This is a genomic window from uncultured Stenotrophomonas sp. (assembly GCF_913778665.1).
In the GTDB taxonomy this organism is placed as follows: Bacteria; Pseudomonadota; Gammaproteobacteria; order Xanthomonadales; family Xanthomonadaceae; genus Stenotrophomonas.
In genome coordinates this window covers 149,584-176,350 of record NZ_CAJYVQ010000009.1, presented here as the reverse complement: position 1 = coordinate 176,350, position 26,767 = coordinate 149,584, and the positions used below count along the sequence as shown (strand labels likewise).

At 65.0% G+C, this 26,767-nt stretch carries 25 protein-coding genes; 5 read left to right on the top strand and 20 right to left on the bottom strand.

What is annotated here, in order from left to right; all coding sequences use genetic code 11:
• Window positions 1-169: 169 nt before the first annotated feature.
• Genes QZ853_RS13175 through QZ853_RS13160 form a run of 4 tightly spaced genes read right to left on the bottom strand, consistent with a single transcriptional unit; the run spans window position 170 to window position 5,809 of the window.
• Window positions 170-1,300: a hybrid sensor histidine kinase/response regulator gene (locus QZ853_RS13175; protein ID WP_295573955.1), complete on the bottom strand. Its 1,131-nt coding sequence runs from the start codon at window positions 1,298-1,300 to the stop codon at window positions 170-172.
• Entirely contained in the window at window positions 1,297-1,872 is a 576-nt protein-coding gene (locus QZ853_RS13170; protein ID WP_295573954.1) for a chemotaxis protein CheB, read from the bottom strand. Before QZ853_RS13170 ends, QZ853_RS13175 begins: the two co-directional genes overlap by 4 nt.
• Window positions 1,872-2,696, bottom strand: a complete 825-nt coding sequence (locus QZ853_RS13165) for a CheR family methyltransferase (RefSeq protein WP_295573953.1) — start codon at window positions 2,694-2,696, stop codon at window positions 1,872-1,874. The genes QZ853_RS13170 and QZ853_RS13165 overlap by 1 nt, the downstream gene beginning before the upstream one ends.
• Window positions 2,693-5,809, bottom strand: a complete 3,117-nt coding sequence (locus QZ853_RS13160) for a response regulator (RefSeq protein ID WP_295573951.1) — start codon at window positions 5,807-5,809, stop codon at window positions 2,693-2,695. The genes QZ853_RS13165 and QZ853_RS13160 overlap by 4 nt, the downstream gene beginning before the upstream one ends.
• 178 nt (window positions 5,810-5,987) lie before the next feature.
• Here QZ853_RS13160 and QZ853_RS13155 point away from each other — a divergent pair, with 178 nt between their 5' ends.
• Together QZ853_RS13155 and QZ853_RS13150 are read left to right on the top strand one after the other, a co-directional pair.
• Window positions 5,988-7,124 (top strand): PAS domain-containing sensor histidine kinase, encoded by a 1,137-nt coding sequence (locus QZ853_RS13155; RefSeq protein ID WP_295573949.1) that lies wholly within the window; start codon window positions 5,988-5,990, stop codon window positions 7,122-7,124.
• Window positions 7,114-7,473, top strand: coding sequence for a response regulator (locus tag QZ853_RS13150; protein WP_295573947.1), 360 nt, complete (start codon window positions 7,114-7,116; stop codon window positions 7,471-7,473). The genes QZ853_RS13155 and QZ853_RS13150 overlap by 11 nt, the downstream gene beginning before the upstream one ends.
• A 26-nt stretch (window positions 7,474-7,499) precedes the next feature.
• Here the strand turns inward: QZ853_RS13150 and QZ853_RS13145 are convergent, their stop codons facing one another.
• The 5 genes from QZ853_RS13145 to QZ853_RS13125 all read right to left on the bottom strand — a co-directional run bounded on the left by QZ853_RS13145 (window position 7,500) and on the right by QZ853_RS13125 (window position 11,066).
• Window positions 7,500-7,964 carry a GNAT family N-acetyltransferase gene (locus tag QZ853_RS13145; RefSeq protein WP_295573945.1) on the bottom strand — a complete coding sequence of 155 codons (465 nt, stop codon included), beginning with the start codon at window positions 7,962-7,964 and terminating at the stop codon, window positions 7,500-7,502.
• Window positions 7,965-8,223: 259 nt separating this feature from the next.
• Window positions 8,224-8,736, bottom strand: a complete 513-nt coding sequence (locus QZ853_RS13140) for a hypothetical protein (RefSeq protein ID WP_295573943.1) — start codon at window positions 8,734-8,736, stop codon at window positions 8,224-8,226.
• A 419-nt stretch (window positions 8,737-9,155) separates the two neighbouring features.
• Window positions 9,156-9,695: an ImmA/IrrE family metallo-endopeptidase gene (locus QZ853_RS13135; protein ID WP_295573941.1), complete on the bottom strand. Its 540-nt coding sequence runs from the start codon at window positions 9,693-9,695 to the stop codon at window positions 9,156-9,158.
• A gap of 14 nt (window positions 9,696-9,709) precedes the next feature.
• Window positions 9,710-10,069, bottom strand: coding sequence for a helix-turn-helix domain-containing protein (locus QZ853_RS13130; RefSeq protein WP_053497232.1), 360 nt, complete (start codon window positions 10,067-10,069; stop codon window positions 9,710-9,712).
• Between the two features lie 382 nt (window positions 10,070-10,451).
• Window positions 10,452-11,066, bottom strand: coding sequence for a hypothetical protein (locus QZ853_RS13125; protein ID WP_295573939.1), 615 nt, complete (start codon window positions 11,064-11,066; stop codon window positions 10,452-10,454).
• 61 nt (window positions 11,067-11,127) lie between these two features.
• Here QZ853_RS13125 and QZ853_RS13120 point away from each other — a divergent pair, with 61 nt between their 5' ends.
• Both QZ853_RS13120 and QZ853_RS13115 read left to right on the top strand, forming a co-directional pair.
• Window positions 11,128-11,397, top strand: coding sequence for a hypothetical protein (locus QZ853_RS13120; RefSeq protein WP_295573936.1), 270 nt, complete (start codon window positions 11,128-11,130; stop codon window positions 11,395-11,397).
• A 546-nt stretch (window positions 11,398-11,943) separates the two neighbouring features.
• Complete coding sequence (locus tag QZ853_RS13115) at window positions 11,944-12,609, top strand: SOS response-associated peptidase (RefSeq protein WP_295573933.1); 666 nt, start codon at window positions 11,944-11,946, stop codon at window positions 12,607-12,609.
• A gap of 47 nt (window positions 12,610-12,656) precedes the next feature.
• On the opposite strand, the gene QZ853_RS13110 is transcribed toward QZ853_RS13115, so the two are convergent.
• The 7 genes from QZ853_RS13110 to QZ853_RS13080 form a co-directional block, all read right to left on the bottom strand.
• Entirely contained in the window at window positions 12,657-13,328 is a 672-nt protein-coding gene (locus QZ853_RS13110; protein WP_295573930.1) for a hypothetical protein, read from the bottom strand.
• Window positions 13,328-13,624 (bottom strand): hypothetical protein, encoded by a 297-nt coding sequence (locus tag QZ853_RS13105; RefSeq protein WP_295573927.1) that lies wholly within the window; start codon window positions 13,622-13,624, stop codon window positions 13,328-13,330. The genes QZ853_RS13110 and QZ853_RS13105 overlap by 1 nt, the downstream gene beginning before the upstream one ends.
• A gap of 53 nt (window positions 13,625-13,677) precedes the next feature.
• Window positions 13,678-17,001: a hypothetical protein gene (locus QZ853_RS13100; protein WP_295573924.1), complete on the bottom strand. Its 3,324-nt coding sequence runs from the start codon at window positions 16,999-17,001 to the stop codon at window positions 13,678-13,680.
• 30 nt (window positions 17,002-17,031) lie between these two features.
• On the bottom strand, window positions 17,032-21,615 hold the full coding sequence (locus QZ853_RS13095) for a tape measure protein (protein ID WP_295573921.1): 4,584 nt from the start codon (window positions 21,613-21,615) through the stop codon (window positions 17,032-17,034).
• A gap of 72 nt (window positions 21,616-21,687) precedes the next feature.
• Entirely contained in the window at window positions 21,688-22,014 is a 327-nt protein-coding gene (locus QZ853_RS13090; RefSeq protein WP_295573919.1) for a hypothetical protein, read from the bottom strand.
• A gap of 58 nt (window positions 22,015-22,072) precedes the next feature.
• Window positions 22,073-22,834, bottom strand: a complete 762-nt coding sequence (locus tag QZ853_RS13085) for a hypothetical protein (RefSeq protein WP_295573917.1) — start codon at window positions 22,832-22,834, stop codon at window positions 22,073-22,075.
• Entirely contained in the window at window positions 22,828-23,073 is a 246-nt protein-coding gene (locus QZ853_RS13080; protein WP_295573915.1) for a hypothetical protein, read from the bottom strand. The genes QZ853_RS13085 and QZ853_RS13080 overlap by 7 nt, the downstream gene beginning before the upstream one ends.
• On the opposite strand from QZ853_RS13080, the gene QZ853_RS13075 reads away from it, so the two are divergent.
• Entirely contained in the window at window positions 23,066-23,449 is a 384-nt protein-coding gene (locus QZ853_RS13075; protein WP_295573913.1) for a hypothetical protein, read from the top strand. The two genes, QZ853_RS13080 and QZ853_RS13075, sit on opposite strands and share 8 nt — an antisense overlap.
• Here the strand turns inward: QZ853_RS13075 and QZ853_RS13070 are convergent.
• The 4 genes from QZ853_RS13070 to QZ853_RS13055 form a co-directional block, all read right to left on the bottom strand.
• Window positions 23,446-25,416 (bottom strand): hypothetical protein, encoded by a 1,971-nt coding sequence (locus tag QZ853_RS13070; protein WP_295573911.1) that lies wholly within the window; start codon window positions 25,414-25,416, stop codon window positions 23,446-23,448. The genes QZ853_RS13075 and QZ853_RS13070 overlap by 4 nt on opposite strands.
• Before the next feature lie 2 nt (window positions 25,417-25,418).
• On the bottom strand, window positions 25,419-25,574 hold the full coding sequence (locus tag QZ853_RS13065; protein WP_295573909.1) for a hypothetical protein: 156 nt from the start codon (window positions 25,572-25,574) through the stop codon (window positions 25,419-25,421).
• 137 nt (window positions 25,575-25,711) lie between these two features.
• Window positions 25,712-26,086, bottom strand: a complete 375-nt coding sequence (locus QZ853_RS13060) for a hypothetical protein (RefSeq protein ID WP_295573906.1) — start codon at window positions 26,084-26,086, stop codon at window positions 25,712-25,714.
• A 124-nt stretch (window positions 26,087-26,210) separates the two neighbouring features.
• On the bottom strand, window positions 26,211-26,690 hold the full coding sequence (locus QZ853_RS13055) for a hypothetical protein (protein ID WP_295573905.1): 480 nt from the start codon (window positions 26,688-26,690) through the stop codon (window positions 26,211-26,213).
• Window positions 26,691-26,767: the final 77 nt, after the last annotated feature.

The window sequence follows — 26,767 nt, the reverse complement described above, 5'->3', positions numbered from 1 at the left end:
CGTGGCGCTCAGACCGCGTGCACGCTCCGTTGCACGACAGTGTCGGGCAGGTCCACCCGTTCGATGATGTCGGTATGCCTTCCTGCCCGCGGGATGCGCTCGTGCGCCGAATCGATGTGCCGCCACGGCAACCGTTGCGGACGATCCGCGCAAACGGAAGCCGAAGCGTTCAGATGGGCATTCCCGCGGTGTCGCACCGGCGTGGCAGCACCGCTTCGAATACCACCTGCCCCGCTTCGTTGCGGGCAGCGATGCGGCCACCGTGCGCTCGGACAAACTGATCGACAATGTACAAGCCCAGGCCGAGACCCTTGCTCTGGTGGAAGCTGGCCTTGAACGGCTCGAACAGGCGCGGAAGCAGCGCGTCATCGATGCGACCGGCATTGCTAACCCGCAGCACCACGCTTCGCGGATCGCGACCATCCACCTCCACCCGGGCTTCGCTGCCGTGGGTCAGTGCGTTGCCGACCAGGTTGGCCGCAACCTGGCCGAGGCGATCAAGATCGCCCTGCAGGCCTGCATCACCGTGCAGGGCGAGGCTGATCCGCGAATGGCCATGCGCGCTGCCCGCTTCGGCAACGACCGCACGGGTCACCTCGCCCAGGTCGCAGGGGCTGGCCTGCAGGCGCAGGCCGCCGCTGCGGATGCGCGAGAAGTCCAGCAGCTGCTCGACCATCCGTGCCATGCGCAGGGTGCTGGCCTCCAGGTACTGCAGGGTCTGCTGCGCGGCGGCGTTGTCTTCAGGAAGTTCCAGCGACAGCTTGTCGGCACACAGCAGGATCGCCGACAGCGGCGTGCGCAGATCGTGGGTCAGCACCGCCGCCATCGTCTCGTTGAGCTTGAGCGCGCGCTCCAACGCCTCGTTGCGCGTCTTCAGCAGCTGCCGCTGCTGGTACAGCTCGATGAAGATATTGACCTTGCTGAGGATCACCTGCGGCGCCACCGGCTTGTGCAGGAAATCGACCGCACCGGTCTCGTAGCCCTTGAACACGCGCAGCGGATCATCCGGCGAGGCGGTCAGGAAGATGATCGGCACATCGCGGCTGCGATGCGAACCGCGCATCAGCTCTGCAAGGGTGAAGCCATCGATCTCCGGCATGTGCACGTCCAGCAGCGCCAGCGCCACTTCGTGCTCCAGCAGCAGCTCCAGCGCCTGCGCGCCGGAACCGGCCAGCAGCAGGTTGACCCCATCGCGCTGCAGCAGGGCCTGCATGGCTACCAGGTTCTGCGGCACGTCATCGACGATCAGCAGGTTGACCGGGGTCTGCGATTGCGCAGGGTCCGGTGGCAGCAGGTTCATGCAAACAACTCCTTCAGGCGACGACACATCAATTCAAGGGGCAGCACGGCGTCGGCGCCAGCGTACTGCAGGGCGGAGGCCGGCATCATCGATGCCTCGGCTTCCTCGGGACATTGCAGCCAGGCACGACCACCTGCGGCGCGAACCGCGGCTACGCCTTCGCTGCCGTCGCTGCTGGCACCGGTCAGCAACAGCGCCAGTACCTGCGCGCCGAACACCGCCGCGGCCGATTCGAACAGGGGATCGATTGCGGGCCGCGAAAACAGCACCGGCGCATCGACCGACAGCGCCACCGTGCCGGGATCTTCCACCAGCAGGTGGTAGTCCGGCGGTGCGAACGTCACCGTGCCGGCTTGCAGCGGCTGCTTGTCCTCGGCCTCGCGCACCGGCAGCGCGCAGTACGGCGCCAGCACTTCGGCAATGCGGCTGCTGCGGTCACGCGGCAGATGCAGCACGGCCAGCACCGGCGCCGGCAGCCTCGCCGGCAACGCGCCCAACACCGCCTGCAGTGCGGCGACGCCACCGGCCGACGCGCCGATCACCAGCAGCGCAGGACGCGCCGGCACGGTCATCAGGCCACCTTCCGGTAAAGGCGGTGTTCGCGCGAGCAGACCTCGAAGGCGTCATGGTGGCGCCCGAACTGCAGCGACTCCTTGCTGCCCAGGCCGAGGAAGCCGCGATGCACCAGCGCCTCGCGGAACAGGCCAACCGCGCGATCCTGCAGATCGCGGTTGAAATAGATCAGCACATTGCGGCACGACACCAGGTGCACTTCGGAGAACACGGTATCGGTGGCCAGGCTGTGGTCGGCGAACACCACGTTGCGGCGAAGCTGGCGGTCGAACACCGCACCGTCGTAGGCTGCAGCGTAGTAATCGGACAGCGACGCCGTGCCACCCGCGGCCAGGTAGTTGCGGCTGAACTGGGCCATGCGGTCGATGCCATAGGCACCGGCCTCGGCCGTGGCCAGTGCTGCCGGGTTGATGTCGGTGGCGTAGACGATGCTGCGCTCCAGCAGGCCTTCCTCGTGCAGCAGGATCGCCAGCGACCACACTTCCTCGCCGGTACTGCAGCCGGCCACCCACAGCTTCACCGACGGATAGGTGCGCAGCACCGGCACCACCTGTTCACGCAGCTCGCGGAAATAGGCGGGGTCACGGAACATCTCCGAGACCTGCACGGTGAAGAACTGCATGGCTTGGGCGAACAGCTCCGGTTCGTGCAGCAGGCGATGCTGCAGGTCAGCCAAGCGTTCGCATTCATAGCGCTGCATGGCCTGGCGCATGCGCCGGCGCAGCGACGACACCGCATAGCTTCGGAAGTCGTAGTGGTAGCGCTGGTACAGCGCCTCCAGCAGGACCTTCAGCTCCAGGTCGAACAGCGCCTGCTCGTTCATTGCCGCGAGCACCAGACCCGGCACAGCGACACCAGCTTGTCGACATCGATCGGCTTGGCGATGTAGTCATTGGCACCGGCCTGCAGGCAGCGCTCGCGGTCGTCCGGCATAGCCTTGGCCGTCAACGCGATGATCGGCAGGTCCCGCAGGTGGCGCTGCGCGCGGATCTCGCGCATCGCGGTCAGGCCATCCTTCTCCGGCATCATGATGTCCATCAGCACCAGATCGACCTCGCGCGCGGCCAGGCGATCCACCGCTTCCTGGCCATTGCGGGCGATTTCCAGAGTCACGCCCAGCGGTTCCAGCACGCTGGACAACGCGAAGATGTTGCGCACGTCGTCCTCGGCCAACAGCACGGTGCGGCCATCGAGCACGGTGTCGCGACGGCGAGCCTCGCGCAGCAGGCGCTGCTGGTCGGTCGGCAGGCTGGCCTCGACGCTGTGCAGGAACAGGGTCACTTCGTCCAGCAGCCGTTCCGGCGACCGTGCGCCCTTGATGATGATGCTCTTCGAATAGCGGCGCAGGCGCTGCTCTTCCTCGCGGCTCAGCGCGCGGCCTGTATAGACAATCACCGGCGGGAAGCCGACTTCGTCGTTGCCGGCCATGCGGTCCAGCAGGTCATAGCCACTGCCGTCGGGCAGCGACAGGTCCATCACCATGCAGTCGAAGGTGACGGTGCTCAGCTGTTCGAGTGCACCGGCCAGGGTGCCGACCGCAACGATCTGCAACTGCTCGCGGCCCAGCAGCAGCTCCAGGTTGTGGCGCAGCTCGCTGTCGTCCTCGACGATCAGCAGGCGCCGCACGTCGCGCTGGCTGGTCTGCTCCAGCTGCTCGATGGCCGATACCAGCCGCTCGCGCGTGGTCGGCTTGATCGCAAAACCGATCGCGCCGAGCTCGCGCGCGACCTGGCTGCGATCGGTCGCCGACACCACGTGCACCGGAATGTGGCGGGTATCCGGGTTGCGCTTCAGCCGCTCCAGCACGCTCAGCCCGGACACATCGGGCAGGCCGATGTCGAGCAGGATGCCGTTCGGGCGCAGTTCGCTGGCCAGAGTCAGGGCTTCTTCCGCTGTCCCGGCCACCACGCAGTCGAAGTCCAGTTCATGGGCCAGCGCCACCAGCGCCTCGGCGAAGGTTGCGTCGTCCTCCACCGCCAGGATCAGCCGGCCGGCGCGTTGCCGGCGGCCGCGGTCATCGCTCACGCTGGGCGTGGTCACCAGCGCCGGCTCGGGCAGCGGGTCGGTGGCGGCCGGCGCGGACCAGGTTGCAGCTGCCGGTGCAACGTCAGCAGCGGCAGCAGCGGCAGCAGCGGCAGCGGCAGGCTCCATCGCAGCCGGTGCGCCCTGCACCGGCAGGTCCAGGATGAAGCAGCTGCCGCGGCCCGGTTCACTGTCGACCTGGATGCTGCCGCCCATGCGCTCGGCCAGGTCGCGCGAGATCGACAGGCCCAGGCCGGTGCCACCGTAGCGGCGGCGGGTGCTGCCGTCGGCTTGGCGGAACGCCTCGAAGATGACTTTCAGCTGCTCACGGGCGATGCCGATGCCGCTGTCACTGACCTCGAAACGGATACGTCCGTTGCCGCCGGCGCGCACCTGCAGGCCGACCTTGCCGTGTTCGGTGAATTTCAGCGCATTGGCCAGCAGGTTCTTCAGGATCTGCTGCAGGCGCTGGCTGTCGACCACCAGTTGGCTGGGCGCCAGCGCATCGGCCTCGATGTGCAGCGCCAGGCCCTTCTGCCGCGCCATCGGCTCGAACGTCTCGCGCAACCGCTGCATGACGCTGTCCACCACCACCACTTCATCGGCCAGCTCGACGTGGCCGGCCTCGATGCGTGACAGGTCGAGGATGTCGTTGATCAGCGCCAGCAGGTCGTTGTTGGAGGCCAGGATCGCACGCGCGTACTTCACCTGCTCCTCGGTCAGCGTGCCGTCCTTGTTGTCAGCCAGCAGCTTGGCCAGGATCAGCGAACTGTTCAGCGGCGTGCGCAGTTCGTGCGACATGTTGGCCAGGAACTCGGACTTGTAGCGCGAGGTCGCCGCCAGTTCGTTGCTGTTGCGCACCAGCTGGCCCTGCGCGACCAGCAGCGCCTGCTTCTGCGCTTCCAGCTCGTGGGTACGCTCTTCCAGCTGCACGTTGCTCTGTTCCAGCTCGGCCTGCTGCTCTTCCAGGTGGCTCTGCGACTGCTGCAGGCTGCGGCTCTGCTCTTCCAGCTCTTCATTGGCCACCCGCAGTTCTTCCTGCTGGGCCTGCAGTTCCTCGCCCTGGCGCTGCGACTCTTCCAGCAGCACGACCAGCTGCGCGCGCAGCAGCGAGGCCCGCAGCGCCATGCCGATTGTCTCGCCACAGCGCTCAAGCAGCTCGCGATCCAGATCCTGCTGCCCGCCCATCCGCGCGCGTCCCAGCTCGATGATGCCAACCACGCTGCCGTCGCTGCTGATCGGCGCCAGGATGCGCTCGCGCACCGGCAACCGCCCCAGGCTGGTCTGCAGTTCAAGTACAGCGTCGTCGCCACCCGGGAGGTGACGGATGCGCTCGTCCCGCGCCACCTGTCCGGCCACGCCCTCTTGCAACGCAAGCGACGCCGGCATGCCGGACGGCAGGGCCATACCCCCGGTCAGCTGCAACCGCCCTCCGTCCAGCCGGTAGACGGCACCGACATCGGCCTCCAGCTGCGCGCCCAGGCAGGTCGCTGCCGCCTCGGCGATCTGCTCGGGACCGAGGTCGCCGCGCAGGCTCATCGCCACCGCGTTCTCGGCCTCCTGCAGCCACAATGCCCGCATCGCGTCCCGTCGCGCCTGGATGGCCCGCGAGACGATCAGCGCGATCATCAGGAACGCACAGCCGCCGATGCTGCGGTTGACGAAAGAGAACGCCGAATTGGAACTGGCCGGCGCGATGTTGAATCCGATGACCAGCAGGACGCAGGCGACTACAGCCACGATGAAAGGGGCACGTGCACTGCGCTGGAACACCGTGACGCCCACGGCCAGGAAATAGGCCAGCCACACGGCATAGCCAAGCGGAACCACGACTTCCAAGGCGATGGTCGCGGCCAGCAGCACGCCGGAGGCCATCCAGATCCAGCGGTCACGCGTAGTCGCACCAGGACGCATGCAGGTCGGTTCCAGAAGACAAAGGGTTGGTGATGGTACTCCGTGTCGCATTCAGCCGCACAGGACAAATGGCACGTGCCAGGTGTGCACGCATCCTTCACACTTGAATGCCTAGCTTCACGTGCCTCACAGGGGTAACACTTATTTTCACGTGGACGCAGCTGCCTCTACGACGTCCGTGCTGACGGATCCTTCCCGACAACTGCGGTTGCTGATCGACAGCGTGCGCGACCATGCACTGTACCTGCTTGATCCAGAAGGCATTGTCTGCAGCTGGAATCCCGGCGCCGAGCGCATCAAGGGCTATTCCGCCGATGAAGTGATCGGCACGCACTTTGGCCGTTTCTACCTGCCTGCCGACCGTGAGGCGGGCGAACCACTGCGCCTGCTCCGCCTCGCGGCGCAGCATGGCCATGTGGCCAGCGAAGGCTGGCGGGTACGCCGGGACGGTTCGTCGTTCCGCGCCAGTGTGGTTATCGAGCCGGTCATGGAAGCCGGCGAACTCCTCGGCTTCGTCAAGATCACCCGCGACATCACCGAGCAGTGGCAGGCACATCGACTGCTGCGCGACGCCCAGCGCGCGCTGCGCAACACCCAGCAGTTCGAGACCGTCGGCCGCCTCAGCCGCGGCCTGTCGCACGAGTTCAACAACCTGCTGACCACCATCGGCAATGCGCTGGACCTGCTTTCACTTCGCGTGAGCGGCGATGATGCGCGCACGTCCGAGCTGCTGGATGCCGCGCAGGCCGCCACCGACCGCGGCGCGCTGCTCACCCGGCAGTTGCTGGCATTCAGCACCGGCCAGACCCTGATCCGCGAACCGGTGGACATCAACACTCTGCTGCAGCGCTGGCTGCCGGACCTGCAACGAACCTGCCCGGCGCATGTGACGCTGGAAGCCGAGCTGGCGCCCGGGCTGCCGCGGGTCAGCACTGACGCGATGCAGCTGCAGACCGCGCTGGCCAACCTGGTCGCCAATGCGGCCGAGGCCACGCTGGAGGGCGGCCGCATCCTGATCGGCACGAGCCTCCAGCATCGCCTCGACCCGGATGCGGACACGGCCCTGCAACGCGGCTATGTCACGCTCAGTGTCTGCGACGAAGGCCACGGCATGGCCGCCGACATCGCCGAGCGCGCGACCGAACCCTTCTTCACCACCAAGGACATCGGCAAGGGCAGCGGCCTGGGCCTTAGCCAGGTGTTCGGATTTACCACCCAGAGCGGCGGCTTCGTCGATGTGTCCACCACGCCCGGTGTCGGCACCATGGTCAGCCTGCTGCTACCCGCAATTGAGGACCCCGCCCATGACCGATGAACCGATCCGCGTGTTGATGGTGGAGGACCAGAACGATCTACGTGAAATGATCGGCCTGGCCCTGCGCGATTTCGGCATCGAGGTATCCACCACTGCCGATGGGCATCAAGCGGCCGCGCTGCTGAAGGGCGACGCACGCTTCGACGTGGTGTTCAGCGATATCAGCATGCCCAATGGCATGTCAGGCATCGAACTCAGCGAGCACGTCGCCCGCGACCAGCCGCAGGCACGCATGATCCTGTCCTCCGGCTACGCGCGTTCGCAGCTGCCGCCGCTTCCGGAGCAGGTGGAGTTCCTGCCTAAGCCCTATCGCCTGCGCCAGCTGGTTGAACTGCTCAAGCAGGACTGAAGGCGTAGTGGCCTGCGTGGCCATGCTCAGCACCCGGGCCGCTGCATGAACAGCAGCGCCGGCGTGGATGCAGCCTCCACGGGCTCGAAGCCGAGGGAGCTGTACAACGCAACCGCGGCGGCATTGTCCCGATAGACCCGCAAGGTCAGCCGTTCAACGGCATCAGCCTGGAACGCCTGCGCGATCAGCGCCTGTACCAACCCACGCCCGAGACCGCGGCCCCGCGCCTGCGGCGCAACCAGCAGGCGACCCAGATGGACAGTGCCCGGCTGCGTGGACCAGGCCTGACCGAAACCCACGCGCTGGCCGCTTGCGTCCAGCAGCAGCCACCCCGGGCGTCCGCGTAGCCGCAATACGTGCTCGAACCGATCGGGTGGCAGTGGATAGGGCACGCCCGGCCCGGCCCATTGCCGCGTGGCTGCGGCCGACCCCAGCCACGCGGCGATGCTCGCGTAGTCCTGGGGTTGCACGGGCTGCAGGCGGGGGTCCATGGCGACCGGATCGCGGAGCGAGGCGCCAGCCTATCCGAGTGGCCTCCCGGGCAGCGCGCGGACGTGGCGCCGCAAACATGGTGACCCCGGCCCGATTCGAACGGGCGACCTTCCCCTTAGGAGGGGGGCGATCCAGCTATATCCGCCAATGCTCTAAGCGCGATCTGTGCCAATGCTGTGCCAGATTACGGGCGACCGGGGATCCGCAAGCGCCCCGAAACGCTGTATCCGCAGCCACTTCGGAGCGCGGTCAGGCCTTTCAGACGCCACGCCGCATCTGTTGCAGCCCTGCACTCACCCGTGCCTTGCTTCGGAGGTCTCTTGCTCGGGGCTTGGTCTCTGCCGGCGGCTTACGCGGCTCCAGCGCCGCCTTGATCCGCTCGACCTCCTTCGCTCCGGCCTCGGCCAGGCGCCGGGCCTGTTGCTGCTGCTCGCGGGTCGGCGGCAGACCGGGCAGTGGCGGGGGCAACTGGATCGTCGTGCTGTCGGTCAGCCGAGCAACGGCCTCACGCAGCGGCAGCTCTGGATACAGCCTAGCCGCGCACCAGCGCTCGGCATAGCGCTTCGCCTGCCGGACGTTGGCGGCGCGCACTTCCTTCACTTTCCAGAACTTCTGACCCTCCATCCAGAGGCGCACGCCAAAGCCGCCATCGGGTTCGACGCCGGCCGTCTCGCGCCCGTTGTACCAGAGCGCCCAGCGCTCACCGGTCTGGACCCAGCCAGCGGGGATCGGGGCGGTGCGGAAACCTTGGTAGCCGTGCGAGAGAAGCATGGCCGGAAGCATACGACCGGCCGTCGCAGGCGCTGCGACAGGTTGATTAACGCTTAATTCAACTGACCCAGGCAGCTATCGGGGAGGCGGTACACCGCCTCCCCTCCCAGGGTCCTAACTACTCAGGTTCCTTAGCAACGGACCAGGAAGCGCCAGGCTTCATAGCCGTAGTCGTGGGCGTCCAGCACGCGCTCCGAGTTACGCACTCGGCGATAGCGGCAGTAGACCCATCGGAACCCCTTGGGGGCCGGATGAATTTCCATCGGGCATGTCACACCTCCTTCTGGAGCCAGATTTGATTCTTGCCAGACGGCCCGGATGTAGTTAGAATCCCCGGTTAGTCGAGTCAAGCAAGAAATTGGTGGCGGCTCCAAGCCCACCGAACACACACGCGGACCATCCTTTGGTTCGCGTTTTTTTTACTTCAGCATCCCCCGTTGGCGGAGAGATGCGAGTCGAACCCTCGCGGCATCCACGCTGACGTTACATGCGTCAGCCAGTTCCAATTCATTCCTCAGGCGCTGCGCAGTCGCCGTCGGGATCAGAAGCGCACCCGCAAAGGTGTTGGCCTGCCACTCCGAGTTCTCATAGGCCTTGAGTTCACTCGGCTTCCTCATGCTCCTCGCCAAACCGACACCGTTGTGCAACAACAGGTGTCCTACCTCGTGGGCGACGGTAAATCGATCCCGGGGCTGATCGGCGAGGAAGCCCTCGTACACGTCCTCACGCAACCAGATTTCAGCAGTCTCTGGGAACGTGAGGCCATGCGCGCTACCCATCTCTGACTTCTCGCGTACCTGAAGCGAAAAGGCTTCCCACAGAGCTGGGAACCAGTACTCAACCACTTCAATCAAGGGAAACCGATCAGTCTCAACCGCCAGAGTTTTGCGGAGAAAATCTGCCCTGGCAGTGATCTTTTCCGTACTCAACGGCGGCACTTGGAAGCAATAGCCACTCATGCGCGTTCATCCTTTCATTTGAGCTTTTCCAATTGGGCCAACATCTTTTCCACCTCCTCCGCGTCCATGGTGTCGAATCTCCGCGCAAAGGCCACAGCAAGCTCCTTCGCTCTATCACTCCGATGGTTGCCTAGCCCCACAACCACCTCATTCATCTGCTTAGCTGCCGCGACTTCCAAATCCCGCATGGCCGCTTCGCCGAGACGCAGATGACTCTGCAGCTTCGGTAGAAGCGCCGACGGGACTGGCTTGCGGCCCGTTTCCACAGCGGACAGGTACGCAGCACTCACCCCGAGCAGCTCCCCGAGCCCACCAAGCGTGAGGCTGAAATCTATCCGCAGCTTCCGGAGCGCCTTGCCGAATTCAGTCAACATGGCTTTCCCCTCCCTGCGAACCGATACGTGCCTCGAACATGTACATGGGAACCCTTCCACTTCGCTGGACAATCCAGCGATATCATTTCAACACACTCCATGAACAATGTCAACCTCGAGGTTGAATTCCTTTCCAAAATGAAGGCGGGGATACCCCGCCGCCCACCGGCTGTTCCGAAGCCGTGAACACAAGATATTGGGGTTCGGCTCAAAGGTCAAGCACCTCGGCGACCAAAAATCAGTGGTTTAGCTAAACATCTAGTGTTGAAGGCGGACCAAAGCACATGCCCGGCTCCGCCTACACACCCCGGCCACGGCCGGCAGCGCTATCCTCCGGCCATGTGCGGCCGATTCGCCCGGCTGCTCATGATCAAGATCTTCCTCAGATCGGCCCGAGGTTCTTCACGACGGCCTGCGCCTTCTGTAGGAAGCCAGCCAGCAGATTGCCACCGGCGACCTGCCGGCGCATCTGCTCATTGAGGTAGCTGGCCTGCAGACGCGCGTGGGCCATGAGATCAGCCTGAGCCATGCTCGGCGTCACCGCCTGTAACGGTTCGCCTGGCGAGGCGAGCTGGCCCCCGATCGGTTGAACCCTGGTCGGGCGCTGACTGTCGCTCTTGGCATACGCCGTGGCCATCATCCTTCCGTTCTTCGGCGACCAACCACCCAGCACCAGCTCGGTCCCGAGCTGTTCGAGCGGCAGGCCGGCGTCGGCCGCGGCCTTCTCGTAGTTAGGCCATAGCTGATCCACCACCAAGCCCAGCTCAGCGAACAGCTGCTCCATCGTGAAATCTGCGCGGAAGCTGGCCTGCAGGGCCAATTCGTAGATACGAAGGAAGAACTGAGTGGAACCGCGAGTGGCCAGCACTAGGTTGTGCTGAGGGATCAGCAGCAGCTTCGCGCCGGCAGAATGCGCTCCTGTTTGGGCATCCTCTGCCAAGGTATCCACCGCGACGACCAGGTGGTCAGGGGTCAGCAGAACGTTGAGGATGCTCATAGCGGGCTCGTCTGGAGGTCCGCAGACTATCGCCTTCCCCGCCGCACCTGTCGAGACTGCCATGACGACCGAAATCACGGAAATCCTTGATCGCCTCCAGACCTGCGAGGCCGGACTTGAGATGCACCGCGGCTACCTCAAAGCGATGGAGTACGCATTGCGAGTCTGCGTACTGACACACCCGGCACCCAACGACCTCTCCAACGCTTGGCATCGGCTTCTGCCAAGCATTGCGGCCAAACACAGGCTGGACAGCAGCGATCTCTTCGCCGCGGCCTTCGAGCAATCACTGACGGTTCTGACTGAGCAAATCGGCGACGCTCACGCCTGATCGTCACTCTGCGGTGCCGGCGCGGCGCTGCTCACGCGCCCCGAGTTGGGCTACTTGCCCGCAGCGCTTCCTCCATAGAGAATTTGTCTAGCGCGAAGTTCTTAACAGGTCATGCTGTATGGTCAACGCATCTGGCTCCTCTCTGGCGCGAAATCCTTCGCCTCCGTGTCTAGCCCCTTACAGGCACGGCACATGACACCCTCCACTGCTTTCCGGGTCCTTAGGATCCGCCCTTTGCTGCGCCTGAATGGCACGATCGAGCGAGTCGACAATCTCCAAGTGAAGTGCGGCGCATGCGGGGACGAATCGCGTATGTCCCGCGGCTGTGGCCTCTCAGATATCCAAGGTGGCGTGCAGCTAACTTGCCCGGCCTGCAATGCGACGGGGACCTTGACCGTCGACCAAGCATGGGTCCTCTGGGGCGAGCAAATGAGAAAGGATAGGATCTTGGCGCTAGCTGGGTTGACGCCTGATGATCTAGGTCCCACCTGATCTTGGCCTCGGCCTACACGCCCCGGCCACGGCCGGCAGGGCTACCCTCCGGCCATGTGCGGCCGATTCGTCCAGCTCCCCGTGATCGACTTCGGCCAGCCGGGGCTGGCTGACCTTGCCCCCGGCCTGGCCGAGATCCAGCCCAGCTACAACCTCGCGCCGACGCAGCGCGCATCGGTGATCCTGGACCGGGGCGAAGGGCGGCAGGTCACGCGCTTGGCTTGGGGCCTGCTGCCCTTCTGGGCAAAGGCCAAGGGTCTACAGGGCTCGACCATCAACGCCCGCATCGAGACGGTGGCCACCAAGCCCGCCTTCCGGTCGGCGTTCAAAAAGCGCCGATGCGTCATCCCCATGGCCGGTTACTACGAGTGGTCGGTCAGCCCGGAGGACGGGAAGAAAGACCCCTGGTTCATCCACGCCACTGGGCCGCTGCTGGCCGCCGGCCTGTGGGAGGACACCAGCCCCCTGCTGCCCGACGGCAACCTTGGCACCTTCACCATCATCACCGGCGACAGCAGCGGCGTATCGGCCGACATCCACGACCGTATGCCGGTGTGGCTGCAGGCCGGCCAGATCGATGAGTGGATGGCGGCGGGCCCCGACGACGCCATGGCGATGCTGCTGGCCAGCGAGACGCCGGCGATGGAGGCATACCGGGTCAGCCGCGCGGTGAACACGCCGCGTAACAACCGCGAGGACCTGCTGCAGCAGGTCGCATAGACGCCTCTCAACCGAACTCCAACGGAACCTCGATCAGACCCAGCCGATCAGTAGTTGGTCACGTCCACCGCCATAACGATGCCAACCACGGCTTGGTTTGGCGAGCCGCCGGTTCCTATCTTCGGAATGGTGATGGCGTTGCCGAACAGCCCGTGCTTCCCGTTGATGCCCTGCCCGTTGCCGATCCCCATCACGGTGAAGCTGTTCTGGAACGTGCTGGTCGCCGGCGCGCAGATCACCCCGGCGACCGTCTTGCCAGTGAAGTCGGGGAACCTGTCCTCCTCCATACCGCCGTTGGGGAAGATGCCGCCCACGCCGATGATCCGCATGGGCTTCGCACCTAACGCATAGGTCAGCCGACCGTTCGCATCCCACAGCGCGAGGTACTGCGCATCCTCGTTGGTCGGACGATCGAATACATAGGCCCAGCCTTGCAGGCGCCCGGGCGTGTTCGTCCACAAAGTCAGCCTGAACTGGTTCGCACCGATCTCCTGAAGCTGCGGGAAGAACGGATAGGGGTCACCGATGAATGCCACCATCGGAGCCTCGGCGTTAATCATCATCTCCGCATACTTCCAGTTGCCTCCCGGGTTGTTGCCCGGGTAGATCACCGGCGATACGTCGATGCGTACTTTCTGCTTGAGCACCAGCGATGGAGTGTCCTCGCTAATCAGTGTGGTCCCAGCATCGCTCAGAATCTCTACTGCTGCCTTTGCCATCATCGTATCCCGTAGTAGAACTTGACCGGCTTGATTGTCCCGACGAACTGACCGCTGCCATTCTTGTTCAGTGCCCAGTACACCCGACCATTCGCGTAGCCGATCACAGGGACGTAGCCCAGCGAGTCGGAGGGAATGATGGGAATGTAGAAGAACTCTCCTGGTGGCAGGGTGGCAGCGAAGCCATTGCCCGGGGTTGCGTCAGACCACGCCACGCCGCAAAGCAGGCCCAACCGACTGGCGAGGTCCCACAATCGATTGCCGTTCTCATCGTTCACTTCCATCACGATCTGCATGCCGTCTCCTGTTGTTTCAGGAGGGCTGGTTTTCCAGCCCCCTCCTCGGTCTGTCACGGCACTACGCCCCATCGCATACGCAGACGCCCGTTCTGGTCGTAAACACGCCAGTTCCCGTCGCTGTACTCAGTGCGCATCCCGCTGCTCGGTGATGACACGCGGAACACGTCAGCCAGCACGTCGAATGCGGACACCCCGTTTGTACTGGCGAGCCTCAGGCCGCCCACCTTGCCGTCCGTGCGGACGTTGATGGACCAGGACGCCATGCTCTCCATACCGCCAGCGGACCACGGGCCCGGCGCTCCCTGCGACTCAGTGGCCTCTGCCAACATCGGACGCACCCAACGGGTGAACGTAGCAACCGGCGAGGTCCAACGGGTGATGAGGAACATCCAGACGCGAGTTGTGCCCGGCGGTGCCTTCATCTTCACGTAGTGCCGGCTATAGCTGGACAGATGCTGCCCACCGCCGGGCGTGCCGGCTTCGGGTGAACGCGAGGACCCCAAGCTGTTGCCGTTGGCATCCATGAACTCCAACGCCACCTGGACGTATCGGTTGCCTGAGGCATACGCCGAAGCCATGTACCACTTACCCACCTCCGCCGTGATGGCGTTGCACCACTGAAGCAACGATCCCGCGCGGTCCGGCGTGCCGGCCGTGATGAGGGCCGTGCTGCCAATCGGAACACCGGCGTCCTGCGAGCTAGTCGAGGTCCACCAAGTCAGGCCGCGAGTGTCCTCCGGCGCCCAGTAGTTGGGCCAACCGTCAAGGCCAGAGGTGAACGTGGCGTTCGGCAGGAGGTTACCGCCACCCAGTTGATCAATGCTGGCTTCCATGCTCTGCATCACAGCCGCGTCTGGGTAGCCCTCCACCTTCACCTGGAGGCCGTGGATCGCCTGGGCGTTCGCGTCGATCTTGACCCCGTCCTGCTGCACCTGAGTCTTCAGCTGGTTCACCGCGGTCGCGTTCACGTCGCCAACCTGGGTTTTCAGCTGAGTTAGATCCTGAGCGGTAGCATCCAGCGTGGTGCCCTGCTGGAGCACCGTGGTCTGCAGCTGGTTGAACGCGGTAGCGTTCACGTCGCCAACCTGCGTCTTCAGGCTGGTCAAGTCCTGAGCCGTCGCCTCCAGTTTCTGGCCCTGTTGAGTGACTGTCGCGGTGAGCCCTTGGATCGCAGTGGAATTGGCGTCTGCCTTGGCATTCACCCCATCAACGCCGGCCTGCAGCTGGGTGATCTTCTGCGAGGTCGTCTCGATCTTGTCCTCGGCGGTGGTGACGCGCGTCGTCAGCTGCTGCAAGGCGGTGGTATTGGCCGCAGTTCTCCCAGCCACGTCGGTCACATCGCTGCGTAACGCGGTGATCAGTCCTGCCTGCGACGTAATTGTTTCGCCATGCTGGGTAACCTTGTTGCTGAGGTCCGAGATCGCCTGCGCGTTCGCCAGCAGCTCCGTCACCTCTTCGAGCGAAACATCATCGACCCACAACGTGCCGGCGGTGTTGTCGGCCAGGATGCTCAGCTGCAACCCGGTGATCGACGTGTTCTCCGGGATTGCGTATATCGCGCTCAGGTACGTCCAAGAAGCCTTGTCTGCGGCGAAGGCCGTTACACCCCCGAGCAGCTCCCCGTTCTGGTTCGCCAATCGCATCTTGCTGTTGCCCGCGGTGCCATTGAAGTCCGGGCTGCTGCGATACCAGCAACTGTAGCGATACTTCTTGCCAGGGCTGGTCGGCATCGTCGTGCGTCCGTTGGCGTACGCGGCCTTCTGCCGAATGGCTCCCTGATCGAAGCGCACGCATAGACCGCCTGCGCGCCCCTGAGTCGCCGGCCAGCTGGTTCCAGTGGCACCGGGGTCATACGTCCAGCCAACGTCCTTGTCTGACTGCCACGAGCCGTTCAGGACCATGTTGCTGCCCTGAGCAATCATCGCTGGCAACGCTGCATTGATCTTCGTGATCGACTGTGCGAGGGCGCTGGTGGTCGTCGCGGTCGCCTCCTGCAGTGCGCTCACCGATGCTGCCGTTGCTAACGAACCGGTGCCCACAGGCATCCGCGCTTCCATCGTGCTGATGCGCTGCACTTGCGCGGAGTCCGCAGCCACGCGGGCCTTCAGCTCCTCGTAGGCCAGGCCGGAGGTCAGCTGCAGCGGGTCGGAACCGGTGTAGTTGCCGCGTATCTGCACCGCCAGCGTGTTGCGCTGGGCGGCCTCGGCAGCATCGGCCGAGATCCGGGCCTCCGTCTCGGCCTGCACGACCGCCACGGACGCTCCAGGCTGCGGGCGGCCGACCGCGATGTAGTCGATTAGGAAGTAGTTGGACACCGATTGCTCGGTGCCCAGTTGCAGGCGGATCGCATCGACCGTTGCCGGCCACCAGGCAACGTCCTGCACGTCCACCGTGGCCACGCCGCTGGCGTCCCACGCCGGTTCCGGGATGGCGGCGCGCTTCTGCGTGCTCCATGCCTGATCCGTGGTGGTGATCCATTGCAGGAAGCCGCCCCACGCCGGCGTGCCCACACGCTTCACACGCAGCTTGACGAAGCGATAGGCGCTGCCGTCGACGGCCAAGGCCACCGGCGACTGCACCCAAGGCGCGTTGGCGTGGTTGGTAGGCCGCAGCCAGCCATCCACCAGTGTTGGGGCACCGTTGCCGGTCCACCCCTCCGTGGTCTGGTTGAAGGGCCAGAGCTTGATGCTGTCGAATTGCGTACCACTGCCGGCCGCGACCTCCGACACAGCGCGCGCCAATGACTCGTCGGCGCTCTGCCGCAGTTGCTGCTCCTGGGTGATCGCTGCCTCACGAGCCAGCTTTTCATTCAGGATGGCGTCGACTCGCGCCTGCGCCTCCGCACTGATGGCCTGCATGGCCTCGGTCACGCCCTGCTGCCGCAGCAAGGCTTCCGCAACCAGGTCCTGCGCAGCCTGCGCCAACCCAGCCGCCCGCGCGGCCGCTTCATCTGCGATCGCTTGGATGCGAGCACTGATCTCCGCCGCCAGCTTGGCCTGCTGCTCAGCCAGGTCCTTGGAGGTGGCGGGCGGCACCACGCCCACCACGGCGCCGGTGCCGACCTTGCCGCGCACGGTCGGGGTGATCTGGAACCACCATGTCTTGCCGCTGCCGTCGCTGTAGACGTAGCGCGTCTCCGTGGTGCGGTGGATCTCGGTCCAGGGCCCGTCTTGGCTCTCGCTGCGCGAGATAACGTAGACCACGCCCTCCAAGTCAACGGCGTCCCATTCGAGCACGACACCGTCGGCAACCGGGGTGGGGGTGACCCCGTTCGCAGGAGGCACGTCCGGCGCCTTGTATGGCACTGGGAACCACGTGGAATAGCGCGGTGCCACCGCAGACGCGGACGGCAGCGCGCCCACGCCGATCTCCACCAGCGTGAGTTTCCTTGCTTGCATTGCTGATTACCTCGCGTTGAGTGCTTCGCGCAGCACTGAACTGCTGGCGTTGCGTACGCCCTGGGTAGTGGTGGACACGAGTTGGCGGAGCAGCTGGTTCTGCTCGGCCAGCAGAGCGTTGCTCTGCTGCACGGCGGCGGCGGTTTGGGTCTGGGCGTCGTTGTTCACGACCAGGTCGAACACGGCCCGGCTGAAGTTGTCCGGCAGCGCCTCGATCGCGTCCGCCAGCGCCCCCATGCTGGTGCCGTCCTGCTGGTTGAGGTCGCCGACCTTCATGCCGTCAATCAGGCCGCTCACACGGCCGTACAGGCTGTTGTAGTCCTGCCCGCTGGCGTACAGGTTCCGACCAAAGCCCAGCGCGGCCTGAGCGGCCGCCTGCGCGGCGCTGGTGTCCCCGCCGGACACCGCCCGCTCCAGCTCCTTCATCGCCTCGCCCAGCTTCTCCTGGTCCGTCAGCGGCGATAGATCGCTGATCGACAGGCCGTACTGCATGGCCTTCTTGTCCTTGTCGATCTGCGCCTGCAGCTTGCCCATGTTCGTGGCACGCAGCGCCTCGATCTTGGCCAGGTCTTCAGCGCGGGCACCGGACAGGCCGAGCGCCTTTGCGTAGTCGTTGGCCGACTTCACCTGCTGGCGATACGTGCGCTCGATCGACAGCGCCTGCGATTGGTACTGCGTCAGGTTGGCCGTCATCAACTGCGTGCTCACGTCGGCCATGAGGCTGGCGTAGTTGCCGAGCAGCCCGGTCACCTTCTCCACCTGCGTGGCGAGATCCGTACCCGCAACACTGGCCAAGTCCTGGAAGTAATCGACCGCCTTGTTGACCTTGTCGACTTCCAGCCCGTTCAGCGCCCGGCCCAGCTCGTCGGCGTTCCCGACCGCAAGAGCGATCGACGCGCTCAACGCGGTGAACACGTCCGACGCCTCGAAGTAGCCATCCAACTGGCCGCCGAACCCTGCGGCCCTGACCGCCTCGCTGTACAGCCGGTCGGTCATATCGGACAGATACGCTTCCAGCTGGGCCTTGGCCTCGGTGGAGTCGGCCGACAACTGGAGCTTGCCCAGGTCTACCCGAACGGCGCCGAGCTGCGTGGTCAGGTCCACCCCCAGCTGCTTGGCCAGGTCTGTCGCCGCACCGCGCACCTGCCGCGCGGCCATGTCGAACGTGCGATCGATGCCGGGATCCAGCGCGCCGTACTGCGTCCACTTTTTGTCGCTGCGGAACAAGCCGCCTTTGGCCTTGATATCCGCGTAGCTCTGCGCGTCCAACCCTCCGAAGCCATAGCTGCCGACGATGCCCTGCCCGGTGACCTTGGGCGCTTGGCGGCCAAACAGCTTGGCGTGGATGCTCGATCCGGACAGAATCGAGGCCACCTTGTCGTTGAAGCCGAGACCGCGGAACGTCTTGTCGGCCAGGCCCACGGCGCCGGCAGTGGCGATCTTGCCGGCCCAGCTCTCCCCGTTGGCGATGTTCCAGCCCTGATCGAACAACTGGGCGTTCTTCATCATGCCGGCCACGATCCAGCCGATGATCGGCACCGCTGCCGCCGCAGAGCTTGCCGCGCCAGCTGCGCCGGCGCCGGCGGCAGCGGAAGAACCGCCTGCTGCGGCGGCGCTGCCACCGGTGAGGGCGGCAACGTTGTTGCCGAACCCCAGCAGACTGCCGGCGCTGGCGCCGCCGCTCGCCGCGCCTGCGCCCGCGCTGAACAGCCCCTGGCCCTTGGACAGCAGCCCGGCAATGGTCCCCAGGTTCTGACCGCCGCCGGCGGCGCCATTGCCACCGAACAGCCCCATGATGCTCTGCAGGCTCAGGCCACCGCCCTGGCCGTTCATCCCGTTGAGGATCTGCGTCTGGATCGGGATCACGATCTTCTGCTGCAGGAACTCGCGCGCCAAGTCACGCAGCCCTCGCTTGGCGGCATACTTCAGGTCGTCCCAAAGGTTGTCGAAGTCCCGCATGCCGCCGGCAACGAAGTCGGCCATGGCGTCAGCGGCATCCCCCACGCCGTTGATGACCACGCCGGCCCACGCCTCAACGTTGGCAGCAGCCTCCTCCACACGCAGCGACAGATCGGCCGATGCCCGGGCGGCGCCCAGCATGGACTGCTCGTACTGCTCATAGCTCGCCGCCCCCTTGGATAACGCCAGCGCCTCCTTGCTGCCAGCGGCCTCCACCGCCTTCTGCAGCTCCTGCCGCATGTCCCGCTCGTTCATCATCTCGCGCCGCGACAGCTCACGCGCGCGGCCGACCTTGCCCAGCATGGCGACCTCGGCATCCATCGTCGCCAGGAGCGCCTCGGGGCTGGCCAGGGCCTTCTTGATGTCCGCGCTGGACTGCTCCAACGCCTTCTGCGACTCCAGGATGAGCGTGTTGTACGCGGCACGCTCGATGCGCCCTTCCTTCAGTGCCTCCTTCAGCTTGTCCTCGAACTGCCTCTGTCGCTCGGTGGCTTCGGCCAGTGGCCCGGCCATCGTCGCCGCCGCCATTGCAGCCTGCTCGTTGTAGCGCTTGATCGCTTCCGCGTCTGCCTTGCGATCCTTGGCGCCTACGCGCTCAGCGGCTGCCGACGCCTTGCGCGACTCCGTGAAGGTCTTTTGCGCAGCGGCCAGCTCCGTCTGGAGCCGGATGTACTGTGCGCCCTGCTCGATGTACTGCTTGACCTTGGGGTCATCGCGCTTGGAAAAGTCGACGCCGCTGGCTTGGGCCTCCTTGAACCAGTCATTCACGTCCAGCTTTGCGACTTCGGCTGCACTCTTGCCGACGCGGGCGAGCTGACCGGGCAGCGACTGCATTGCCGACGCGATGCGCTTGCCAGCCGCGCCCGCCGAGTCGCCAAGGACGTTGAAGGAGCCCGATAGTGCGTCGTTGGCACCCTTCGCCTGGGCGCTGCTGCCAGTGAAGGCATCCAAGATGGCCCGCTTGCGATCGACCTCCCTACCGGCAGTCGCAGCCGCGGCGGTCTCTTCCGTGAGGCTCTTGGCCACGGTGGCAGCAGCTGGCGAGCCAGCGATCATTGCTCGCCATGCCGCCTCCAGACCATTGGAGAACCCATCGGCGCCAATCTTGCCGGCCTTAAAGGCTGCATCCAACCGCTGCGTCTCCTGGACGAACTCTGAAGCCTGGCTCGCGGTGGCAAAGTTCGTCGCCGCAGCGACCATCTCAGTAATCGAGCTGGTGATGATCCGGTAGTTCTCGTCAATCTCCTTTTGCAGACGAAGGATCTCACCAGCCTGCATCTGAGCGTTGAGGGTCTTGAATTTCTCGATGGCGGTTTCTGCTGCGCCACCGAAGTCGATCAGCGCAGCCGACGCAACCTTCGTGTTGTCGCGGAAGATCAACCAGCCCGCAGCGGCAGTGGCCAGCATGGTCACAATGCCCGCCGGACCTCCCAGCATGGCAAGCGTCGCTGATCCAGCACGCGCAAGCCAACCGGCGTTGGCCGCCGCAGCCTGCGTTTGCGCCTGAGCCAGCAGCAGCGTGGCTTGTCGATGCTCAAGGGTCGCGGCAGCGGCTTTGGAACTGACAGACACGCTCCCGCCGATCGCAGCAGCACGACGAACCTCTGCCTGAGCATCAAGCATGGCCGCACGGGTCCGTAGCTCAAGCTGCTGAGCGGCGGCGACGTTCTGTGCGGCAGCAGCACGATCTGCTGCCATCCCTGCGTTTGCCGCAGCAACCCGCGCCAACAGAGCCTTGAGTAGCGGGCCAGATGCCACCGCAGCACCGGCAACCGCCACCATTTCCAGGTTGTTGGCAAGCACGCCGATACCAGCAGACAGCGCTTGGGATGCCCCCGTTGCCTCATCTGCCCTGCCGATCATCTCGGTCAGGTTGGTGTTGAGGTTGGTAATCGACTGCGAGACACGAACTTGCATCTTTCCGAACGAGTCATCAACTCCATCTGACATTTTCAGCAGAGCGTTGACGATCTGATCGGCCGCGACACCGCCATCCACCACGAACTTGCGGAGACTGCCTCGGGCAATGCCCATGCCGTCTTCGATGGTCTGCACCAACTTGGATGCGCCGTCGACCATCGAGTTGAACTCTTCGGCGCGCAGCGTACCTGCCGCCAGAGCCTGGCCAAACTGAGTTAGAGCGCCCTCCGACGCAGCGGCGCTGCTACCGGACATGGCGATCGTCTTGTTTACCGTCTCCACGATCCGGGCTGTCTGCGCGCCGGTTACGCCTAGCCGATCCTGGACCATTGCCAGGTTCTGATAGAGGCTCGCCGTGGCGTCCAACGGCTGGTAGGTAGCTTTGGCGATCCTGACCACATCCTGCTGGGCCGCAACAAACTCGGCCTGTGAGGCGGTGACCAAGCGGATACGGTTGCTCATCCCGGTCCATTCGTCAGCCCGGCCGATTGCAGCCTTGACGGCGGCCAGGGCCGAGCCCATGCCTACCGCCTCAAGTGTCACGCGACGGAACCCTGCCGCCACGTCATCGGCACCGCGGCGCGCAGCATCAGACATGGCCGACTGGATGCTCGACATGTCACGCTGAACGACTCGTGACGCTTTACCGCTGTCCCGCTCGAACGAACCGGACTTCAACAGGAGATCGACAGTGAGGGTGTACAGACTCATGGTTTCGTCCATAAAAAAGGCCCGCACTGGGCGGGCCTCGGGCTACAGGTTTTCGGGCGTTGCGCCCGATCTCTACTCAATTTCGACTTTCTTCCCGATACGCTCAAGCCAACAGAGAGCGGTGCCCAATCGGTAAACGGCCCATGACATGGCAATAGCCCAGCCGGTGCTCAGCACCACCGCGAACACGTTGAGCAGATTCCACTCGTGGGAAACCCCGCCCCACGAGGCAATGCGCGGCACACGCCCAAAGGCGAACACGCCAACCACTCCCGCAACCAGTGATAGGAGCACCATCCCTCTGCCCACGGCCTCCAGCGCAGATCCAGCATTGGCCGGCAGCTTTTCTGGCCGGGGATCCCCGCCCGGAACGTCGACTTTGCTCGTGTGCTCAATCATTGTCGCTCCTTGATCGTTGAGCTTGAGATTGTGCCAGCGAGCAACCTGCACAACAAAATCAGGCAGGGATCTCCTCAAATTCCATGTACCCCGTGAAATACTGCCGGCTGATGTTCTCCGCCGATGGTAGCTGTGTCGGGTAGCCGTAGAGCGCCGACCGCGCCGCCAGCAACGGATCGAACGCCTTGCTGACCATGTCCCGGTACTGCGGCACAACGCAAGAGCGCCGGCGTCCCGCGATCGCAGCCGCCACCGTCTCCCAATCGGTCCCGCCCAGCCCACCGCCGCGCACGGCAGCTGTCGCCCGGCCGGACAAGGTGCAGGTGAGCCGGCGGTACAGAGGCCCGGGAACCGTGTTGACCTGGCCTCCCTTGGTGCGGGTGTGCACGCTGGTGTCGATTGTGGCCACCGCCCAACCGTCGCTGATACCCACCTCGACTGCCCGGAAGATCGCGATCTCGCCCACGTCGACGTTCGTGGCGGTTGTGTCGATCTCGACGGACACCGTCGATACCAAGGCGCTGGCCTGCGGGAACAGCCAGGCGCAGACACTGCCGTCTGGCAGTCGCACGGTGGTGGCACTCGCGCCGGCGGCGCTCAACTGGACGCCGGGCGGAATGTTCAGGCCGAGAATCGCGATGATCCCCGGGACGACAGCGTCAGCCAGGGTGATGGTAATCGCCAGCGAGCCGGTGCGCCGGATCCGCGAGGCCCTGGCCGGCTTCCCGTCGAAGAGCGCCGAGCCTTGGTCCGCACTGAGCCACGTGCCACCGGTGAGGGTCACTGTCGTTACAGCCGGCATTCCGTATCCGATCAACATGCGGCCTCTACCTTCTTCGCCGCGCGAACCTCGGTCTCGTTGCCCTTCAGCGACCGAACCTGTCGCCCCAAGCAGTCGATCAGGCGCCGTCTCACAGGACCCTGATCCAAACCGGCAATAGACTCCAGCGTGTGCAGCGCGCCCGAGACAAGGTGTCGGTTGAGATCGCCTGCCTGGCCGCCACGGACACAGATTTCAACACGGACGATGCCGCTATCAGGATCAAATTGAATGGACACGTTTAATCTCCAAGAGGCCCAGCGCTTGCTGGCCGAGCTGCAGCGAGTGCATGCAGAGTTTGAGGAACTGGCTGACGCAGGTGATCGCCACCGCACATTGAGTGCGGACGAGCTGGAGCAGTGCCGGCAGCGTCTGATTTCGTTGAAAGCCCACCTCAAGCAACGCGCAGCCACAGGCACGATCGACGGCTCCAAGCGCCGGCTCACCCGACTAGAAGACGCGTTCTACGAACCAGCGATACGAAAGGCATCAGCCAACTTCTCACTGCGGACGAACGCACCACCGTGCCAGTGGTCCAGCGGGCTATACAACCCGTCGGTCGACATTGCCTATCTGGCAACCCAGCTGGAGGAGATGATCAGGGAGGGGGTTTAGCCCCACACCGTCAGCACCACGTCCCCCGTGGCAGGGTTGCGCTCTACTCGGCGCACCAGCACCGGCTTGCCGTCTGCCAGTCCATACCGGCTGTAGGTGAGCCGGCCGATCTGACCTGGCAGAGGCGCCAGATCCTGATCACCGCGCACCGCCAGCTGGTAGAAGTAGCGTTGCACCTGGTACATGCCCAAGATTCGATCGATCTCTGCCTGCGCGTCGCTGGCGTGCCAGAACAACGAGATGACAGGGTCAGCAACTTCCGCCCGCTGGTAGTGGGCGTGCAGGGGGCCGGCCCCATACACCTGCCCACGGTAGAGGCCGGTCAACTCATCACGGCGTGCCTGCGGCACGTCGACCACGTCGGTGACAAGATCCGATGCGGCCAGCGCCTGCGCGTTCGGGCGATAGGCCATGCGCCGGGTCAAGTTCGGGGCGTCATCGGGCACCATGACCAGGTCAACCGCCAAGTCCCCTGCCTCAGACAGATCAAAGGCGAACGGCCCTGCGTGGGTCTCGGGCGCGATCACCCGAACGAAGCGCAGCACGCCGGCCGAGTCTTGGTAGCACCCCGCGCCGTAGCTGGGTAGGAGCGCGCTCAACGCCGCACGACCGGTGATCGCCGCGCCCGCGTAGTAGCCAATCCCCATGTAGCCGGTGGCTTGATCGATCGCCATACAGTCGCTGGCCGACCACGCCTCGCGCCCCAGTCGCGCCATCACGTCGCCTACCGCCTGCTCCAGACGGGCCGGCATCATGCCAGCGCCAACACTGGAAGCGTCCACGACCACAGGCGTCACCGGTGGTGACTTCAGCAGCACCTGTTGCCCGTCCGGTGCCTCGCTGTAGGTGCCAACCTCCATCAGGTCGCCGCGGTCCATCACGGCGTCGATGTAGACCCGTCCGTCAGACACGAACATCGAGGTTGCATCCGAGTTGGCGCCCATTGCCGGGACGCTGGCCACTGCCCCGATCACCACGGGCTGCGGCTTCCATGCCAGGGAGGCGATGTTCGGCAGGAACACGCCTCGGTTGAGCGTATCGTCAAGGTAGTCGTGCGCGTCACGCAGATGCAGCGTCTTGGTGCCGTCGTCGTTTACCTCGATCTGCTCGATGGAGCACCGGAATGCCGGAACGGCGTCGGCGCGCATGCCGCTCTCGCCCGCGAGCAAAATCTGCACCGGGCTACCGGACGCGCCGGCGCCCACCAAGGCGTCCAGCACCCCGTCTGCATCGGCCACCACGCATTCCGCGGCTGCCGCCTGGGAAACTGGATCGCCTCCCCACGGCCAGAATGCCAGCTCCTGGATCAGGCTGACTCCCTCTGCTACCAACCCCTCATAGCGAGCGTTTGCCGGGCTGTCGCCCGGGGCCGACAGCCAATCCACATCGGCCAGGCGCGTGGGACTGACAGCTGAAGTGGGGAGGCGCCAACCGGCTGCCGCTGCGTCACTTCGCGCCCCCCACTGCCCGGCATTGACCGCAAGGCACAGCCCACCGGCCTTGGTGGCAGCCAGTGACGCAGCGAAGAACAGCGGACCGGACAGCTGCAGCTCGCGCGCCAGGATCTGCATGCCGTTGAGATAGAGGCGAATCTGGCGTGGCGCCCCGAGGACCACTTGCAGCCCGACAATGTCACCATGGACCACTGCAGGCAGGTCCGTGGCGATCGCACCTCCAGCCTGCAGTAGCCGCCCGGCGGCGAGGTCCCATCCGATGCTGGCAAGGTCGACACCCAGCGTCTTGTTCAGTGCTGCCGCCGCTGTGGCGAAGCCTACCAGGGCGGTAACAGCGTCATCACCCCACACGGCAAACTCCACGCCCACCGTGCCGGCGTTGAGGCTGAAGTCAGAGCGCGCGTGACTGGCCAGGGCAGCGGCGCCGGTGGTGGCCAAGGTGAGCCCACCATCTCGCGCGGCGAGCAGCGGGCCAATAGGCGTGGCGGCGAAGCGCCCGAACGTATCGGTCATGGTTATCCCAATCCATCGAACCAGTCCTGCGCCTCATCCTCATCGGAGCGCGGCACAAGGGCGTCGAGGTAGTGCTGAAAAGAGCGTTTGGTCCCGCCCTGGCTATGCGAGGCGGTGATATACGCGGCGAAGGCAGCGGGCTTGATGTGCAGGCTCACGGGGTCGATGGGGTTCCGCTTGTGAAACTCCCACCATTCCAGGAACTCCCGGCGCGACATGGTGGCCCGCAAGTCCGACACCGTCCGGTGCAGGTGACCGGCGAGGACCTTCCAGAACCAGTCCTCGCCACGCTGCCTTAGCCGTTTCCCGCGTCGGCCTGCGCCTGGGCAGCGTCGTCACCGAAACCGGAGTGTTTCATGGCCACGCGCTGCAGCTCAGCGGCCACCAGCGGCTTGAGCTGGGCGGCCTGCGTCACGTTCATCACCGGCTTGCCGTCTTCGTCGCAGATGGTTGCCGCGATCAGCTTGGCGCGGTCGCCCTCACCCCACAGCTTGCGGAACTCCGCATCCGGCAGCTCGCGCACGTGGAACCGTGCCTTGTCACCGTTGGCCAGGGTGATCGTGTCGGCATGCACGTCCTCGGACGCGAACATGCCCAGGCTGGTGAACGACTGCAGGATGCTCACAGGCTGCTGCGGCTGGGTGTCGGGGGTGTCGTTGGTCTTGCTCATTGGCCGTTTCCTTGAATGGCGACAGGGCGCGCGGGCCGCGCACGGCTAACACGCGGAGGATCCGCGCGCCCTGCCAAAGAGAAGGCCCGCCGAAGCGGGCCGAGAAAGAGCGCCGTTGCGATGGTCAGCCGCCCACCGAAGGCCGGTGGGTAGTGACTGCGCCGGAGCCGCGGATGGTGATCGTGGCCTTCCAGACGTCGTTGTCCTGGCTGGTCACCGCGAAGTTCTGCACGAAGCCATCGAACTGCTTGGACAGCACGTCAGTGGGCGGGGTGATCTTCCCGGCGACTGCCGCCGGCTTCGCCGCTCCTTCGGTTTCCGACCTCGGCGCGGTCACCAGCCAGTTCACGACTGCGCCGGTCTTGTGAAGATCTTCCAGCTTCTCGTGATCTTCGCTGTCGTAGATGATCTCGATGCTGGTGCTGCCGGTCTGCTTGCGGCCGGCCACGAACTGATCCCAGTCGTCGTCGTAATCAGAGATATCGATCTCCGACGCCTGGCCATCGGGGAAGCCGACCGAGCGCAGACGGGTCACCTTGGTGACCTCGGTCGCACCGGTGGCGACGAACAGCTGGGAGTGCTTCGACTTGATTACCTGTCCCATAGGGGTTCCTTGCGTTGTGCCCGTCGCCGGGCATGAAAAAGGCCCCTTGCGGGGCCGGTGGGTTGCCGTTTTGTGGA

Excerpts from the sequence above, each read along its gene's own strand:
- QZ853_RS13175 (WP_295573955.1), bottom strand. The coding sequence starts at position 1,300 with ATGAACCTGCTGCCACCGGACCCTGCGCAATCGCAGACCCCGGTCAAC.
- QZ853_RS13170 (WP_295573954.1), bottom strand. The coding sequence starts at position 1,872 with ATGACCGTGCCGGCGCGTCCTGCGCTGCTGGTGATCGGCGCGTCGGCC.
- QZ853_RS13165 (WP_295573953.1), bottom strand. The coding sequence starts at position 2,696 with ATGAACGAGCAGGCGCTGTTCGACCTGGAGCTGAAGGTCCTGCTGGAG.
- QZ853_RS13160 (WP_295573951.1), bottom strand. The coding sequence starts at position 5,809 with ATGCGTCCTGGTGCGACTACGCGTGACCGCTGGATCTGGATGGCCTCC.
- QZ853_RS13150 (WP_295573947.1), top strand. The coding sequence starts at position 7,114 with ATGACCGATGAACCGATCCGCGTGTTGATGGTGGAGGACCAGAACGAT.
- QZ853_RS13145 (WP_295573945.1), bottom strand. The coding sequence starts at position 7,964 with ATGGACCCCCGCCTGCAGCCCGTGCAACCCCAGGACTACGCGAGCATC.
- QZ853_RS13140 (WP_295573943.1), bottom strand. The coding sequence starts at position 8,736 with ATGCTTCTCTCGCACGGCTACCAAGGTTTCCGCACCGCCCCGATCCCC.
- QZ853_RS13135 (WP_295573941.1), bottom strand. The coding sequence starts at position 9,695 with ATGAGTGGCTATTGCTTCCAAGTGCCGCCGTTGAGTACGGAAAAGATC.
- QZ853_RS13130 (WP_053497232.1), bottom strand. The coding sequence starts at position 10,069 with ATGTTGACTGAATTCGGCAAGGCGCTCCGGAAGCTGCGGATAGATTTC.
- QZ853_RS13125 (WP_295573939.1), bottom strand. The coding sequence starts at position 11,066 with ATGAGCATCCTCAACGTTCTGCTGACCCCTGACCACCTGGTCGTCGCG.
- QZ853_RS13120 (WP_295573936.1), top strand. The coding sequence starts at position 11,128 with ATGACGACCGAAATCACGGAAATCCTTGATCGCCTCCAGACCTGCGAG.
- QZ853_RS13115 (WP_295573933.1), top strand. The coding sequence starts at position 11,944 with ATGTGCGGCCGATTCGTCCAGCTCCCCGTGATCGACTTCGGCCAGCCG.
- QZ853_RS13110 (WP_295573930.1), bottom strand. The coding sequence starts at position 13,328 with ATGGCAAAGGCAGCAGTAGAGATTCTGAGCGATGCTGGGACCACACTG.
- QZ853_RS13105 (WP_295573927.1), bottom strand. The coding sequence starts at position 13,624 with ATGCAGATCGTGATGGAAGTGAACGATGAGAACGGCAATCGATTGTGG.
- QZ853_RS13095 (WP_295573921.1), bottom strand. The coding sequence starts at position 21,615 with ATGAGTCTGTACACCCTCACTGTCGATCTCCTGTTGAAGTCCGGTTCG.
- QZ853_RS13090 (WP_295573919.1), bottom strand. The coding sequence starts at position 22,014 with ATGATTGAGCACACGAGCAAAGTCGACGTTCCGGGCGGGGATCCCCGG.
- QZ853_RS13085 (WP_295573917.1), bottom strand. The coding sequence starts at position 22,834 with ATGTTGATCGGATACGGAATGCCGGCTGTAACGACAGTGACCCTCACC.
- QZ853_RS13075 (WP_295573913.1), top strand. The coding sequence starts at position 23,066 with ATGGACACGTTTAATCTCCAAGAGGCCCAGCGCTTGCTGGCCGAGCTG.
- QZ853_RS13070 (WP_295573911.1), bottom strand. The coding sequence starts at position 25,416 with ATGACCGATACGTTCGGGCGCTTCGCCGCCACGCCTATTGGCCCGCTG.
- QZ853_RS13060 (WP_295573906.1), bottom strand. The coding sequence starts at position 26,086 with ATGAGCAAGACCAACGACACCCCCGACACCCAGCCGCAGCAGCCTGTG.
- QZ853_RS13055 (WP_295573905.1), bottom strand. The coding sequence starts at position 26,690 with ATGGGACAGGTAATCAAGTCGAAGCACTCCCAGCTGTTCGTCGCCACC.